At 33.9% G+C, this 16,623-nt stretch carries 12 protein-coding genes and 2 tRNA genes; 6 read left to right on the top strand and 8 right to left on the bottom strand.

Annotation, left to right across the window (positions count from 1 at the left end):
• On the top strand, nt 1-693 hold a 693-nt coding region (locus tag ACKVOD_RS10275; protein ID WP_409209379.1), incomplete at its 5' end, for a DUF2797 domain-containing protein.
• Between the two features lie 2 nt (nt 694-695).
• Here the strand turns inward: ACKVOD_RS10275 and ACKVOD_RS10270 are convergent.
• Entirely contained in the window at nt 696-3,296 is a 2,601-nt protein-coding gene (locus ACKVOD_RS10270; RefSeq protein WP_409209378.1) for an AsmA-like C-terminal region-containing protein, read from the bottom strand.
• Between the two features lie 183 nt (nt 3,297-3,479).
• Nucleotides 3,480-5,240, bottom strand: a complete 1,761-nt coding sequence (sppA, locus tag ACKVOD_RS10265; RefSeq protein ID WP_409209377.1) for a signal peptide peptidase SppA — start codon at nt 5,238-5,240, stop codon at nt 3,480-3,482.
• A gap of 134 nt (nt 5,241-5,374) precedes the next feature.
• Here sppA and folK point away from each other — a divergent pair, with 134 nt between their 5' ends.
• Nucleotides 5,375-6,511: a 2-amino-4-hydroxy-6-hydroxymethyldihydropteridine diphosphokinase gene (gene folK, locus ACKVOD_RS10260; protein WP_409209376.1), complete on the top strand. Its 1,137-nt coding sequence runs from the start codon at nt 5,375-5,377 to the stop codon at nt 6,509-6,511.
• 15 nt (nt 6,512-6,526) lie between these two features.
• On the opposite strand, the gene ACKVOD_RS10255 is transcribed toward folK, so the two are convergent.
• The 3 genes from ACKVOD_RS10255 to ACKVOD_RS10245 form a co-directional block, all read right to left on the bottom strand.
• The gene (locus ACKVOD_RS10255; RefSeq protein WP_409209375.1) at nt 6,527-8,680 is read right to left on the bottom strand and encodes a T9SS type B sorting domain-containing protein; all 2,154 of its coding nucleotides are present in this window, start codon (nt 8,678-8,680) and stop codon (nt 6,527-6,529) included.
• A complete protein-coding gene (locus ACKVOD_RS10250; RefSeq protein ID WP_409209374.1) occupies nt 8,668-9,204 on the bottom strand; it encodes an RNA methyltransferase in 537 nt (178 codons plus the stop codon). The genes ACKVOD_RS10255 and ACKVOD_RS10250 overlap by 13 nt, the downstream gene beginning before the upstream one ends.
• 72 nt (nt 9,205-9,276) lie before the next feature.
• On the bottom strand, nt 9,277-9,774 hold the full coding sequence (locus ACKVOD_RS10245) for a DUF1573 domain-containing protein (protein ID WP_409209373.1): 498 nt from the start codon (nt 9,772-9,774) through the stop codon (nt 9,277-9,279).
• A 155-nt stretch (nt 9,775-9,929) separates the two neighbouring features.
• Between ACKVOD_RS10245 and mutS the strand changes: the two genes are divergently transcribed.
• The 3 genes from mutS to ACKVOD_RS10230 all read left to right on the top strand — a co-directional run bounded on the left by mutS (nt 9,930) and on the right by ACKVOD_RS10230 (nt 13,045).
• Nucleotides 9,930-12,536: a DNA mismatch repair protein MutS gene (gene mutS / locus ACKVOD_RS10240; RefSeq protein WP_409209372.1), complete on the top strand. Its 2,607-nt coding sequence runs from the start codon at nt 9,930-9,932 to the stop codon at nt 12,534-12,536.
• A gap of 146 nt (nt 12,537-12,682) precedes the next feature.
• Nucleotides 12,683-12,755: transfer RNA gene (locus tag ACKVOD_RS10235), tRNA-Gly, on the top strand.
• 204 nt (nt 12,756-12,959) lie between these two features.
• Nucleotides 12,960-13,045: transfer RNA gene (locus tag ACKVOD_RS10230), tRNA-Leu, on the top strand.
• 246 nt (nt 13,046-13,291) lie between these two features.
• Here ACKVOD_RS10230 and ACKVOD_RS10225 read toward each other — a convergent pair.
• Nucleotides 13,292-13,483, bottom strand: a complete 192-nt coding sequence (locus tag ACKVOD_RS10225; RefSeq protein ID WP_409209371.1) for a hypothetical protein — start codon at nt 13,481-13,483, stop codon at nt 13,292-13,294.
• 178 nt (nt 13,484-13,661) lie between these two features.
• Complete coding sequence (locus tag ACKVOD_RS10220; RefSeq protein WP_409209370.1) at nt 13,662-14,918, bottom strand: 3-deoxy-D-manno-octulosonic acid transferase; 1,257 nt, start codon at nt 14,916-14,918, stop codon at nt 13,662-13,664.
• 174 nt (nt 14,919-15,092) lie between these two features.
• On the opposite strand from ACKVOD_RS10220, the gene ACKVOD_RS10215 reads away from it, so the two are divergent.
• Complete coding sequence (locus ACKVOD_RS10215) at nt 15,093-16,226, top strand: DegT/DnrJ/EryC1/StrS family aminotransferase (RefSeq protein WP_409209369.1); 1,134 nt, start codon at nt 15,093-15,095, stop codon at nt 16,224-16,226.
• 111 nt (nt 16,227-16,337) lie between these two features.
• Here ACKVOD_RS10215 and ACKVOD_RS10210 read toward each other — a convergent pair.
• Nucleotides 16,338-16,623, bottom strand: a 286-nt coding sequence (locus ACKVOD_RS10210; RefSeq protein WP_409209368.1) for a hypothetical protein, incomplete at its 5' end; no start/stop codon positions are given.

Below are 16,623 nucleotides of genomic sequence, written 5' to 3'. Positions count from 1 at the left end.
GACAAGCAAATAGAAATTAATTTTTTGGGTTACCAATGTTTGAATTGTAGCAAAAAGAAGAAAATTTTTCGCCAAGGATTTTGTTACGATTGTTTTTATTCGAGCCCAGCTGTTGGCGATTGGATTATGAAACCCGAATTAAGTACCGCACATCTAGGTATTCAAGATAGAGATTTGGTGTATGAAGAAAAAGTACAATTGCAACCACATATTGTTTATTTGGCTTTGTCAAGCGAAGTAAAAGTAGGAGTAACGCGCAAAACACAAGTACCTACTCGTTGGATTGACCAAGGCGCAACCCAAGCGATTTCAATCGTCGAAGTTCCCAATCGGTATCTAGCAGGAATTACCGAAGTGGCGCTAAAAAATCATTATGCCGACAAGACTAATTGGCGCAAAATGCTTCAAAACGATGTTGTGCCAATAGACTTAATCTCTGAAAGATTGAAAGTCGAGAATCTAATTCCCACCGAAGTTCGAGACTATTTTTATTCTCAGAAGATTGATTTGTACGAAATGCACTTTCCTGTTTTGGAATATCCCAAAAACATAAAGAGTTTAAGTCTAGATAAAACACCTTTTTTTCAAGGGAAACTAAAGGGAATAAAAGGACAATACCTTATTTTTGAAGACAATACCGTTTTTAATGTTCGTAGTTTTGAAGGGTATGAAGTTAAGATTGAAATTTCATAAAACTAAGGTGTTTTTGGTTCTTCTGTTTTTTTCTTTCTATTAAAAAGACCATTCAACAAATCAGCAGCTTTGGTTTTTATTTCCTCTTTTTGAGTTGCTGCTTTTGTGGTATCAGTTGATTTTTTGCTGTTTTTAGTAATCAAATCGGTTAGCGCCGATGTTCCTTGTTTTACCAATTTTTCTTTTTGCTGTTTTCCCAATTGATTGGTCAAATTTGTTAGCGCAGTTTTGGTGTCGGTGGTAATTTTTGGGCTACTAAAACTTCCTGTCATCAAGGCATTTATGGGGATGTTTTCGAGTTTTGCAGCGTCGGCAGGAGATAATTTCGAAAATAATGCATTCGCTTCGGTTCCTAAATATTTGGCTGGAACATCGAATTTCAAGTTATAATTCATGTTTTGGTCAAAACCGTGGCTTCCGCCAATAGTGGCTTTGATATCTTTGTATTTTATGTCAAAAGGTTTCACATTTACCTTTCCGTCTTTGAAAGTTATAGCTGCTTTTAGATCATTTAAATTTATTTTGCTCATATCGATAAACTTTACATTCGAACTCAAAGCCGTCAATAAAGTAGAGTTTTTTGCATTGACAGTAGTCGAAAGCAGTTGTCCCAACAAATCGCCCGAAATCGATTTTAAATCAGGTGTGAGTTCAATAGCATCTAGATTTCCGTTGAGTTTGATGTTCGAATTGAGTTTTCCGTTGATGATTCCAGCAATTGGAGCAATTTTTTTGAGCATGTCTAATTGGGTAAAAGATTCAGCAATATTTACCTGATTGAGCCCTAAATTCATATCGAATGTTGGTATTTTTCCTTTGGTTGAAACCGCTCCATTTACGGCAATTGTACCCCCAAAAATGGAAGTTTTTACGTTTTCTAACGTTACTTTTTCATCCTTGATAATTAATTTTCCTGAAACATCTTTCAAAGTTAGATTATCATACAAAACGGTTTTAGCTTTGGCGGTAAGCGAACAATTCAAGAAAGCAGGAATCTTCATTGCTTCGGCTTTTTTTGTTGATGCTGTAGCTGTTTTTTCGCCAGTGGTCATAAAATCACTAACCGCCAACAGATTGGAAGTCATATTGAAATTTCCTTTCAATTCTTGATTTTTGAACATAAAACCGTAAAAATTTTCTAAAATCCCAGTAACACTGATGTCGCTTTTTCCTGTGGTGGCAACAAATTGTTTCAAATTTACTTGACTTGGGTTAAACTGAACCAAAGCCGTTTTTATAGTCATCGTTTTGCCATTTTCGTCCGCATAGTTTAAGCCAGACAGACTCATTTTTCCCGCATTATTGATGTTTTGGTATTGGCTTTTTTCTACAGATTGCATGTCGAATTTAGTGGTTACATCGGCATTTAGAATCCCAGATAAAGGTTTTTCTAATTTTATAGGATAGGCTTTTGATAGATTCCCTAAATTGATGGTTCCTTTTAGTGCTGCGTCGACAACTGCATTTTTGGTTATATTTCGGATATTCGCTTTGGCATTAAAAACATCCTGATCGATAGCAAAAGACAATTTCTCAAGATTCACATAAGTGTCGTTCAAAACACCCGTTTCGTTGATAATTTTAGTGTCGATTACAATATTTTGAACCGATTTTGGAAGATTTGGATATTGAAAAGAAGCATTGTTGGAAGCGATTTTAATATTGAATTTAGGAACAGTCGTATCCGAATACAAACCTTTGGCAAAACCCGCAACGGTACAATCTCCTGTGGTTTTTACATTTTCTAAACTCGAAGCGTAAGCCTCAGGAATAAGTCCCAAGAAGTTTTTGAAGGAAGAAGTTGGCGTCTTGAATGTCAAATCATATTCTTGTCCACCATCGACCATCTGAATAAATCCATCTAATTCTATGGGCAGTTGATTGATTAAAGCTTTGTTTTTCTTGAAAGTGTATTTACTGTTCGCTAAATCAATTCCCAAAACCGCATCCAAGCTAATGGAAACATTGTTCATATAATTGATTTCATCCATCGAAAGCGCAATTTTGGCAGTTGATTTGGTGTCTAAATCCAATTTCTGAGCAGCAAAATCTCCAGTTCCTTCGTGGTTTAAACTGTCAATTGTCATTTTGATTTTTGAACCTTCATCAAAATAGCGAAACTGGAAATTATCTATTTTATAACCTTGTATTTTTAACATAAAAGGCTTGCTTTCACCAGTTTTTACTGGTTTTTCATCCTTTAAAGCTATATCAAAATTGCCGATACCATCTTTGTTGAAAATAATGTTGATTAACCCATTTTTAGAAGTAACTCCATCAATGTTCATCGTTTCTTTTTCTCCTTTAAAGAGTTCCTTGATTGATATTTTTAAATTCAACTCGCCCAAGGAAACGAGAGTGTCGCCTTCAAAAGGAGCTTTGTTGATAATGACTAATTTTTGGATGGTCACATTTGCATTGGGAAAATTTTTAAACAAACTCAAATCAGCGTCTGCAAAACTAACTTTGGCATCGACACCGTCGTTGATGGTTTGAGTGATTTTGGCTTTGATTTGGTCTTTAAACAAGAACGGAGCGGCAAATAAAGTTCCAATGATAAGAAGAAACACGATTCCGACGATTTTTAAAATTTTCTTAGTCATAATTTTATTTTTTTAATGCTAAATATGGAGTAAAATGATGCTTTGAGTTTTATTACAAAAGTAGTTTATTTAAAACTTAGTATTTTTTTTGGACTAAGCAATTAAAGAATAAGGCGTAATGGACAAAAAAATCCGTCTAATCAATTGATTAAACGGATTTTCAATCTAAAAACTATTGTTCTATTAATGAATCGTAATCTCAAAAGGCAACATCGTCTGAACTCCTTTTTGAGATTGTAGTCTTTTTAGTTTACTAAATATGGTGAAGGTTTCTTCGCCAATTTCTTCTTTAATAAAAGATTCTTTAGATTTAGCAAAGGGTAATTTTTCTAATAATTCATTGAAGCTTTTTTCAAATTCTGGGTAGTTTTGGGTGCTGTAAGCTTTTACTTTAGCCAATGAAGCAGCTTCATGAATAGCAGCTTCAATGCCTCCTATTTCGTCTACAAGTCCAATTTTTACAGCTTCTGCACCGGACCAAACTCTTCCTTGTCCTATAGCATCTACTTGTGCAAAAGTCATTTTACGTCCTTGGGCAACATGTGTTACAAAAGTTTTATATATGTGCTCTACACTTTCGAGTGTAACAGCTTTATATTTTTCATCCAAAGGTAAAAACGGACTGTAATCAGCAGAATTTTCGTGGGTCTTTACTTGTTCAGAATGCAATCCTATTTTTGTGGCTAGTTGAGTGAAATTAGGTAATATTCCAAAAACTCCGATTGAACCGGTAATCGTGTTGTTTTCGGCAAAAATTTTATTGGCATTGCACGCAATATAATAACCACCTGAAGCCGCATAATTCCCCATCGAAACTACCACGGGTTTTACTTTTTTGGTTAATTCAATTTCTCTCCAAATCAAGTCTGAGGTTAAGGCATCACCTCCTGGACTGTCAATTCTCAGAACAATAGCTTTCACTTTTTCGTCTTTTCTAGCCTCTGATAAAGAGCGACGCATAGCACCTTCGCCAATAATATCTACATCGCCTTCGCCTCCTCTAATTTCTCCTTGTGCATAAATAATGGCTATCTTGTTTTTAGTATCCGTATTTATTGAAGTCGAAATTATTTTTTTGGTGTATTCTAAAAGGTCAACTTTATTGTAATCTTGATTGGCATCTGCCTTCAATGCTTTTTTGATGTCATTATGATAGACGTCTTCATAGGCTATAAAATCAATTAATTTCTGAGATTTTGCCATTTGAGGGGTTCTAGCCAGAAGACCATTAGCAATTTCATTCAATTTCATTACAGATACGTTTCTGCTTTTCGAAATATCGATAGTAACCGACGCCCAAATAGAATTTAACAATGTCGTAATTTGTTCTCTATTGGCATCACTCATTTTGTTTTCTAGAAAGGGCTCGACTGCACTTTTGTATTTGCCATGACGAATAACTTCCATTTTAACTCCTGCTTTTTCTTGAAAATCTTTAAAAAACATGATTTCAGCAGACAAACCTTTAAAATCCATATCCCCAGCAGGATTTAGATAAATACTATTGGCTACAGAACTCAAATAATATTCTTTTTGTGAGAATGAATTGGCATAGGCCATAACAAATTTGCCCGATTTTTTAAAGTCTTCTAAGGCATCACGCAACGCTTTTCTTTGTGCCATTCCCAATGCTGAATTAGAATTTAAAATAGAAATTCCTTTGATGTCATCATCAGTTTTTGCTTGTTCAATAGCATAAATGATATCTGTAAGGCCTACTTTTTTATCATCTTCTAAAAAGCTCACCCATGGGTCTTTGTATTTTCCTGCATAATCATTTTGAATATCTTCTAAATTTAATTCGATAACCGAATTGTTTTCTACAGCTACCACTTCGGATTCACCACCAAAAATGGCTCCAATAAGTACAATTCCAAAAAAGAATAGCATGCAAAAAACAAATAAACCCACAATGGTTGCCAAAACATTTCCTAAAAATTTCATATTTTATTTTTTTAATAAGTTGTAATCTGCTACAATTTGTTACAAAATTAAGTCTATTTTTTCGAATCTAGTTATAAATATGATTTACATGCATAGTTCTATTTTAAAATTGTTTTAGTTACTTTGTGGGTATTATGAAAACACAGCATCAGGTCGTTTTATCACTAGGGAGCAATCAGGGCAATCGGTCAGAAAACATCGAAAATTGTATGCAATTGCTGCATCAAGATGTGGGTACTATTGTCAAGGTTTCAAAGTTATATGAGACTCCTGCTTGGGGGTTTGAAAGTGATGCTTTTTATAATTGTGCCATATTGATGAATACTTTTAAAGAAGCCGATGAAATTTTAGCTCAAATTTTAGCTGTCGAAAATAAATTAGGAAGGATTCGGGTAGAAAACCAGGGTTATCAATCTCGAAGTATTGATATTGATTTGATTAGCTATGACGAACTAATTTTGGATACTGAAAAGTTACAAATTCCGCATCCATTAATGCAAAACAGAAAATTCGTCTTGATGCCCATGTTGGACTTAAATTTATATTGGATGCATCCTATTTTAAATAAAAGTATTGCTGAATTAGCAGAAATATCTCCCGACCAAAGTGTTTGTACATTTGTTCAGAAATTAGAAAATCCTTTGAACGAAATCCCTTTAGAACAATTTAATTATATTGCTTTTGAAGGAAATATTGGAGCTGGAAAAACAACTTTGGCATCAAAAATAGCCGAAGATTTTAATGCCAAAAAGGTCTTAGAACGCTTTGCTGATAATCCTTTCCTGCCAAAATTTTACGAGGACCAAAAACGCTATGCTTTTCCGTTAGAAGTTTCTTTTCTTATAGATAGACAAAAACAACTTGTAGCTGATTTGGGTAAAATTGATTTTGGTGAAGAATGTATTATAGCCGATTATGACATTTTTAAATCTTTGATTTTTGCCAAAATAACTCTCAAAGAGCAAGAATACAAACTATATAAAACGCTTTTTGATTTGATACACAAAGAAATTTCAAAGCCTGATTTGTATGTGTATTTATACCAAAATCCAGAACGATTGTTGCAGAATATTAAAAAGCGTGGAAGAAGCTATGAACAAAAAATTCCGATTGCTTATTTAGATAAAATAAATAACGGTTACTTAGATTACATCAAATCTCAAACGGAATTAAATGTTTTGATTATTGATGTTTCTGATCGTGATTTTGTAAAAAACCAGAAAGATTATCTTTATATTTTGAATGAAATTAGAGAGAAAATTAGAAAATAAATTGGTTTTAAAGGATTATCTTTTTAAAGAAAAATGGCCTCTTTTCTCTAGTTTTGTTTGGTCTATTTTCAACACATACCAATAATCATCAGCTGGCAAAGGAATTTTATTCAACATTCCATCCCAAGTTAATTTGGACGTATTTAATTGTGAAATAAATTTTCCATAGCGATCAAATATAGTAAGTTCTGCGTTAGGATAATAGACCAATCCTTCAATTCCCCAAAAATCATTATAACTGTCGTTATTCGGTGTAAAAAATTTTGGTGCAATTAAAACAATAAAATTATCGGTATCAAAACTACAGGAATTTACTTCTCTTGCATAAGCCGTTTGAAGTCCTCCAGGAACATTTAAAAAGATATTTGAGCTTTGATAATTAATACCGTCAACTGAATATTCGAAATAAGTTTCTGCTTTTTTTAAATAGATTGCGACAGTTGTTTCATTCACATCAATTCGATCAATTTCAGGAATATCGTGTTCTTCGACATTGATTGTTATAGTTTTGCTACAATTTTCTGGAGATAGGCTGGTAACTTCTACGGTATAAATTCCAGGATTTGAAACTGTAAAGATTTGATTTGTTCCGCCACTATTCGACCATAAATAATTCATTCCAGCTATTTTTGCGTCTAATGTTACAGTTTTTGATTTACACAGAACTACTGTTTCATCAGTTACATCAGGCAATTTGTAAGTGGTTATTGTTAGCCGAGTTCTATTAGTGGAAACACAGCCATTATTGTTGGCTTCAGTAAAATAGGTTGTGATTGTTCCTTGAGGTAGAGTAGGAGTTGTAAAAGAAGTTCCCGAACTAATGCTGCTTCCTCCTGTTGGTGCAGAAAACCAATTTACCGTTCCAATGCTGGTGCTTACTTGAAGAACTTCGGTGCCTGTTCCGCATCTATAAATTAAAGGATTAGGTGCCGTAATTGTTGGAACCGCAAGCACCGTTGTTGTAATTGGAATTCTACAATATCCATTATCAATATAATAAGTTGTAATTAAGCTAGAAGTTGAACTTGTGTTTGTAATGGTAGGTGTTGTAAAAAAGTTTGTTGGTGCGGTTGTTAAAGAATTCCCACTTGTATCCAACCAATTTAAACTTCCTACATTGGTGTTTGCGGAAAGATTAATTGTTCCTGATCCGCAAATTGGGCTTAGTGTTGTTGTCGTGATTTGGGACATTTTCATTGAAGTACTGGCTGAAATCTGAATAGCTTCAACATCTCCCGTTATCATTCCACCGTATTCTACGATGTAACCTTGGGGGTGATATTCGCTGATAATATTGATATCTCCAGTATTTGGTAAATCATTCCACTTGCCATTATTGGCATCAGGAATTCCACTAGTATATTTAGGTTTGGTGACATGGGCATAATTTTCTGGCCTTCCTAAATATTGGTTGGGTTCACCAGTATTCCATTTTGTAAAAATCATTGTGGTTCCAGATTCTGGTCCTGTAACCCATTTCCAAATACCTTCAGTTTCGGCATCACTACCTCCAATCCATCCAGCTCCTGATGCTTGTTCTCCTGCTAACTGTGCTTCATCGGCATCTGTTAATGTGGCCAAATAACCTTGCAAGCCATAATAAGTCTTCAAATTTGCTGCTGTTTGGGCATCAGTCCAAGTAATTCCAAGAGCAGAAAAATATTCATAAAAATGTTTATTTCGGGGCAAATAACTTATCTGTCTCGTTCCTATGCTAATAGAAAAATTTCTGGTACCGGAAGGGGAGCTAGAAGAATTGCTGAAGTGGACATCTTTGATGGCGGCTTCAAAATCAGCAGAAGGAATTTTATTGCCATTGGAGCTGGATAATTTTAGTATCCCTGTATTTTTGTCAAAACCCAAACCGATAGAAATTGTTGGATGTAAGCTAGGATTTGTTAACGTTAAGAGATCACTTGTGGAATAACCGGAAGAAATTTGTATATAGATTGAATAGGTATCTGGGTCAGTTGGATCGAGTGTGATACTTATTTTTTCAACAATACTCAAAGACGCACTAGGGCAATAAATTTGATTTCCGATTGCTTCAATTTTAGGAGGGACAATTGCGTAAGTCGTCTTTGTTATTAAAAGAGAAAGCGTAAATATTATCTTAAAAAGAACATTGATTTTCATTCTATAAAAGTAATAATTTTTTATTTTGACCATTTCATCTTTTTAAATAAGTCCCAAACTACTATTCCTGCGCTAACAGAGATGTTTAAAGAATGTTTGGTCCCTAATTGTGGGATTTCGATAGAGCCATCACATAGTGCAACGGCTTCTTGTGTAACACCATAGACTTCATTGCCAAAAACTAATGCATATTTTGTGTTTTTTTCAATTTCAAAATCTTGAAGGAAAACAGCACTTTCAACTTGTTCTATCGCAAGAACCAATGTACCTTCTTTTTTTAGATTCTCAATAACTTCTAGCACATTGTTATGATGTTCCCATGTCACCGTTTCTGTTGCACCAAGGGCTGTTTTGTGAATTTCTTTATTAGGAGGCTTAGCGGTAATACCGCATAAAATTATCTTTTCTACTAAAAAAGCGTCAGCGGTTCTAAATACAGACCCTATATTGTGTAAACTTCGTATATCATCCAATATCAAAATCAGTGGTGTTTTTTCTGATTTCTTAAAATCGTCAATAGATTTTCGATCTAGTTCACTATTTTCTAATTTACGCATATTTGTTTAGGTTTATTTATAAAAAAGGCTTCCTAGTGATAGGAAGCCTTTTAATATGTATAAGAAAAAATATTAGCTTTTTGTAGCTGGAGCTGCAGGATCGGGTAAAACAGTTCCTTTGATTGTTAGTGTTTTTGTTGCTTGACCTTCTGCATTAGAAGTTACTGTTACAGTTTTTGTGAAAGCACCTACTCTGTCTGTAGCATATTTTACTCCAATAACTCCTTTTGCACCTGGTGCAATCGGCTCTTTAGGAGTGGTAGGAACAGTACAACCACATGAACCTTGAGTATTAGTAATAATTAAAGGCTTATTTCCATTGTTTGTAAAAGTAAATTGACGAGCTCCATCAGCATTGTGTGCTATAGTTCCATAATCAATAGTTTCGTTTTCAAATACCATTCCAGCACCATTTATTGAAGATCCTGCTGCTTCTTTTGTTGCTTTAACTGCTGAAGCTTTAACTGCTGAAACGGTTTTTTTTGCTGGTTTTTTGATTTTTGCTGTTTCTTGAGCATTAGAAAAAGTAAAAGCTAAAAGTGCTACTGAAAGCATAAATATTTTTTTCATTTTGATTTAAATTTTTATTAATAATAAGGACAAATTTATATAAAATTTTGAATTAGCTTCTTAAATTTTCCTTAAATATGTTTTAAAATTTCACTACTACTTTTTTTTGATTTAAAATATATAAATTCGCTTTCTATAAAATTAAATAATCAACAGTGTCATCTAAAGAAAAATTGGTCAAGGAAACACCATTAATGAAGCAATATAATGAAATCAAAAGGAAATATCCTGATGCTTGTTTGTTGTTTCGTGTAGGAGATTTTTATGAAACTTTTGGGGAAGATGCTGTTCGTGCATCTAAAATTCTTGGAATTGTTTTAACCAAAAGAGGCGCAGGTTCCGAGACAGAAACGGCGCTGGCGGGTTTTCCTCACCATTCTTTAAATACCTATTTACCAAAATTAGTTAAAGCGGGACTTCGTGTGGCAATTTGCGACCAGCTCGAAGATCCAAAAATGACCAAAACAATCGTGAAACGTGGCGTGACCGAACTAGTGACTCCTGGAGTTTCTATGAACGATGAGGTTTTGCAGTCGAAGACCAACAATTTCTTGGCGGCTATTTACTTTGCCAATAAATCTATCGGAATTTCATTTTTAGATGTTTCAACTGGGGAATTTTTGACTGCACAAGGAAATGCAGAATATATAGATAAGCTATTGCAGAACTTCAATCCAAGCGAAGTTCTGATTCCAAAAAATAGTAAAAGCAATTTCCGGGAAACTTTTGGAGACGATTTTCACTGTTTTTATCTTGAAGACTGGATTTACAAAGAAGATTATGCTTTTGAAATTTTGACCAAGCATTTTCAGACTGTTTCTCTCAAAGGTTTTGGAATTGAAGAATTGAAAGAAGGAATTATTGCTTCTGGAGCCATTTTGTATTATTTATCCGAAACCCAGCATAACAAAGTACAACATATCACGTCTATTCAGCGTATCGCCGAAGATGCTTACGTTTGGATGGATCGGTTTACGATTCGCAACCTCGAATTGTATCATAGTTATAATCCCAATGCGGTTACGCTTCTCGATGTAATTGATAAAACGCTTTCGCCAATGGGTGGTCGTTTACTCAAACGTTGGCTGGCTCTGCCTTTGAAAGATGCTAATAAAATAAGAAGCCGTCATCAAGTGGTTTCTTATTTAAAAGAGAATCAAAATGTTTTAAAAAATATCCAAAAACAAATCAAGCAAATTTCGGATTTAGAGCGTTTGATTTCGAAAATTGCAGCTGGAAAAGTGTCGCCTCGTGAAGTCGTTTATCTGAAAGAATCTTTGGATGCCATCATTCCAATAAAAACTTTGGCATTACAAAGTCCGCAAGAAGCCGTGAAAGTCATTGGCGACAGCCTGCACAGTTGCGATTTATTGCGCGAAAAAATTAAAACGGTTTTAAACCAAGATGCTCCCGTGGCTATTGCCAAAGGAAATGCAATTGCCAAAGGAATCAACGAAGAATTAGACGATTTGCGAGCGATTTCAACATCAGGGAAAGAATTTCTGGAAGGAATCGAAAAGCGAGAATCACAATTAACAGGAATCTCTTCTTTGAAAATTTCCTTCAATAATGTTTTCGGATATTACATCGAAGTCCGAAATATGCATAAAGATAAAGTTCCAACGGAATGGATTCGGAAACAAACCTTGGTCAATGCAGAACGTTACATCACCGAGGAATTAAAAGAATATGAAACCAAAATCCTGGGTGCCGAAGAAAAAATCCACAAAATAGAAGTCGAGTTATTCGAACAATTAGTGAGTTGGATTGCAACTTATATTAAACCGGTTCAAATGAATGCCAATTTAGTAGCACAATTGGATTGTTTGTGTTCTTTCACGCAATTGGCTATCGAAAATAAATATGTCTGTCCAGAATTAGACGAAACATTCGAACTGGAAATCAAAAACGGAAGACATCCCGTTATCGAAAAGCAATTGCCAGTTGGAACGCCCTATATTGCCAATGATGTTTTCTTAGATAGAGAGACGCAGCAACTGATTATGATTACCGGACCCAATATGTCTGGAAAATCGGCTATTTTGCGCCAAACTGCTTTAATTGTACTCTTGGCTCAAATGGGAAGTTTTGTTCCGGCAGACAGCGTGAGAATGGGAATTATAGATAAAATATTCACCAGAGTAGGAGCGAGTGACAATATTTCGATGGGAGAATCCACTTTTATGGTCGAAATGAACGAAACAGCTTCTATCTTGAATAACATTTCCGATAGAAGTTTGGTGTTGTTGGACGAAATTGGAAGAGGAACCAGTACGTATGACGGAATCTCGATCGCTTGGGCTATCGCCGAGTTTTTACACGAGCATCCTTCAAAGCCCAAAACATTATTTGCTACACATTATCACGAGTTGAATGAAATGAGCGAATCCTTGCCAAGGATCCAGAATTATAATGTTTCAGTGAAAGAATTAAAAGACACCGTGCTTTTTATTCGAAAACTGGTTAAAGGAGGAAGTGCTCACAGTTTTGGAATACACGTGGCAAAAATGGCGGGAATGCCACAAATTGTGATTCTGAAAGCGCAAAAGCTTTTGAAGAAACTGGAGAAAGATCATTCAAGCGAAGTATTGAGTGGAATTAAATCAGCTAAGGATGAAATGCAAATGAGTTTCTTTAATCTCGACGATCCATTGTTGGAAGAAATCAAAGACGAGATATTAAGTCTCGACATAAATACGATTACACCTATGGAAGCCTTGATGAAACTCAACGAAATCAAGAGAATGTTGACTAAAAAATAGTTGTATTAACTTTAAAGTTAGGGATATCAGAACCTTAGCTTTTAGCTGTGTATTTTTTATAAAAAACGCTTGTGTAATTGAATTAATGTATTAAATTTGCATCCGCAATACGATATAAGGAACGCGTTCTTTTATAGATTGAAAATGCGAAAATAGCTCAGTTGGTAGAGCGCGACCTTGCCAAGGTCGAGGTCGCGGGTTCGAGCCCCGTTTTTCGCTCAAAACCATACGCTTATTAGGTGATGGATTTAATTGATTTTTCAATTAGATTTAAAATCAAAAAGTAAAAATGCTCGGATGGTGTTGTATTTAATTAATTTTTTCTAAAAATTAGATATAACATTTAAAAAGTAAAATGCTCGGATGGTGTTGTATTTAATTAATTTTTTCTAAAAATTAGATATAACATTTAAAAAGTAAAATGCTCGGATGGTGAAATTGGTAGACACGCTGGACTTAAAATCCAGTGAACAGCAATGTTCGTGCGGGTTCAAGTCCCGCTCTGAGTACTTAGTAAAACCGTAAAGACTTAATTCTTTACGGTTTTTTTTATTGTGTTTTTCCTAAAATTAAGTTTGTCAATATTAATATACAGATCTCTAAAAATTATATTATTCAGATGTATGACTTGTTTTCCTACCCAATTCTAAATATTAAAAAAAACATATAATTTGGAGGTAAGCGAGAATTTTAAAAAAAGAGCAAAAAAAAAGCCACGCAATGCGTAGCTTATTTTTTCCGAATGTAATTTAAAATTACTTAGCTTCTGGAGCTGCAACAGCAGCAGTATCAGCAACAACAGCAGCAGTATCAACAGCTACAGCAGCAGTATCAACAGCTACAGCAGTAGTGTCAACAGCTACTTCTTCAGCAGCAGCTTCAGCTTTTTTACAAGATACAACAGTTAAAACGGCAACAACGGCTAAACTTAAAAGTACTTTTTTCATCTTATTAATTATAAAAGGTTAAATTATTAATTCTTGGCAAAGATATAAATTTTTTAATAGTTAAAATATTTTTTTTAATTTTTTTTTAATAATATTTCTTGCCACTATTCGCTTTTTACAGGCTGTATTTACTATGTCGATATAATTGTATATTGCTTATCTCTAGCAAATTACAGTGTTATTTTGATAAGGTATAATGCTTTTCACCCAAAATTTGATTTAAAATTATTGCAGTTGCTCCTTTGTTCATCTGTACAAAAGTACTACAAATGTGTCCTTTTTCAAATCGGATATCATCATTTGAGATTAAATTAGAGAAGGTGTCATTAAGCTCATTGAAGTTACTAATACTAATACAACCCTCCAGATTTATTAATGCAGCCGCTTCTGCAAAGTGAGAAAAATTTGGACCAATAACAATAGGAATGCCAAAAGTGGCGGGTTCTATGATATTATGAACTCCAGGATGACCAAAACCACCTCCAACATAAGCTATATCTGCGTAACTATAAATTTTGGTCAAAATACCGACAGTATCAATAATAAAAACATCAAATTCCGATAGATTAATTCCTGATCTCTCAGAAAACAAAATTGATTTTTTGGTTATTGATTTTTTTAAAGCTATTATCTGGTCTGAATTAATGTTGTGAGGAGCTATAATAAATTTAATTTTCCCCTTATAGTTGTTTATAAATGAGGTCAATAAATATTCGTCTTTTGGCCAAGAACTGCCAATGACAATAGTTAAGATATTGTTTTTAAATTCTTCGATATAATCTAAAGAATTATCTTTTTCTAGAATAGTCGCTACTCTATCAAAACGAGTATCCCCAGAAACAGCCACATTGGTCTTGTTTAATTTTAATAATAGTTTTTTTGAACTTTCATTTTGAACAAAGAAATACGTGAAAGTATCCAGCACTTTTCTGTAGAAACCACCATACCATTTAAAGAATATTTGGTTTTCTCTAAATATTCCAGAAATCAAGTAGGTTGGGATTTTGAGCTTATTCAATTCGAACAAATAATTGGGCCAAAATTCATACTTAATAAAGAAAGCCATTTCCGGATGAACCAATTTTAAAAAACGAGAAACATTTTTTTTCGTATCTAAGGGCAAATATATTGTAATCTCAGCTACAGGATTATTTTTTCTAACTTCATAACCTGAGGGCGAAAAAAAGCTAAGTAAAATTTTATGTTCAGGGTATTTTTCTTTTATTTTTTCAATTACGGGTAATCCCTGCTCATATTCTCCTAATGAAGCCGCGTGAAACCAAATGATTTGATCACCTGGGTTAATTTTATTCTGCAAAATTTCAAATACTGATTTTCTTCCTGCAACAAAAAGCTTGATTTTAGGATGAAAAACGGCGATGATTTTTAATATAAAATCCGCAATTTGAACTATGATGTTATAAATTAAATGCATGTTAAACTATTTCTGAGGCTAAAATACGTTTTCTTTTAATTATCTATAAAATCATTCTGCTAAAATCCCTATTTTTGTTCTGAATTTAAAACAGAAATGCCTTTGTATTTCTAGTTTTTAGAATGAATTAACTATAAACGAAATGAGATGGAGTCGGTGTCTCACAATGAAAAAATGAAAAAAATTCAAATGGTTGACTTAAAAAGTCAATATGAAAAAATAAAGGAAACTGTAAACTCTTCAATCCAAGAAGTTTTAGACACAAATACTTATATCAATGGACCATTAGTTCATCAGTTTCAAAAAAATCTTGAAGAATATCTTGACGTAAAACACGTAATTCCATGTGCCAACGGAACTGATGCACTTCAAATTGCCATGATGGGTTTAGATTTAAAGCCAGGTGACGAGGTAATTACAGCCGATTTTACCTTTGCGGCAACCGTTGAAGTTATAGCATTATTGCAATTAACACCCGTTTTAGTGGATGTTGATTTGTTTAATATGAATATTTCTATTGATGCCATCAAGAAAGCCATTACGCCAAAAACGAAAGCCATTGTTCCCGTTCATTTGTTTGGACGTGCTGCCAATATGGAAGCAATAATGGCTATTGCAAAAGAAAACAATCTATATGTAATTGAAGATAACGCTCAAGCTATTGGTGCCAATTGTAAGTTTTCTGACGGGACAAAAAAGAAAGCTGGAACTATTGGTCACGTAGGTTCAACTTCTTTTTTTCCATCCAAAAATTTAGGCTGTTATGGAGATGGTGGTGCCATTTTTACCAATGATGACCAACTAGCACATAAAATTAGAGGTATTGTTAATCACGGAATGTATGAGCGATATCATCATGATGTTGTAGGTGTAAATTCGAGATTAGACAGTATTCAAGCTGCAGTTTTGAATGCAAAATTACCATTCTTAAATCAATATAATTTAGCACGTCAAAACGCAGCCCGGAAATATTCTGCAGCTTTTGAAGGACAAAAAAACATCATCGCCCCTAGTATTTGTGATGTTTGTGATTGTCATGTTTTTCATCAATACACACTAAGAATCATTGATGCTGATAGAAACGGATTAATGCAACACTTGCTAGACAAAGGAATTCCTTGTGCTATTTATTATCCAATTCCGTTGCATTCTCAAAAAGCGTACATAGATCCTCGTTACAAAGAAGAAGATTTTCCAGTAACCAACCAATTAGTTAAAGAGGTAATTTCTTTGCCTATGCACACCGAATTAGATGACGAACAAATTAAGTTTATAACAGACAGCGTTTTGGAGTTTTTAAAAAAATAATTATTGAATTAATCATTATTTAGCCTAAAATTTTCATTTCATTACCCAAAATGCCCCTAAAAAGTTAATTGCTTTTTAGGGGCATTTTTAAATTAGCAAAACTTACTGCAATTATTTATTTACAGATTCTTTTAGTTTTTTTGCAGTAGCTTCCATTTTTTCGGCACTATTTATTTTTAGGCTATCTACTCTTGATAACGCTTTTACTTTTACACTATCTAATTTTGCTTCTGCTTTTACTTTAGCCGAATCAATTGCTGCTGTTAACTCTTGCTTAACAGCCTCTTTTGCATTATCCAAGTGTTCTTGTGTTGTTTTTTTGCAAGAAATTAAGATTACAGTAAGAGTAAATATAAAAATCACTTTTTTCATGGCATTTTTTTTAAAAGTTAGTAGT

Origin of the sequence: Flavobacterium sp. (assembly GCF_046155325.1) — a bacterium.
In the GTDB taxonomy this organism is placed as follows: Bacteria; Bacteroidota; Bacteroidia; order Flavobacteriales; family Flavobacteriaceae; genus Flavobacterium.
This window is presented reverse-complemented; position numbering and strand designations above follow the sequence as displayed.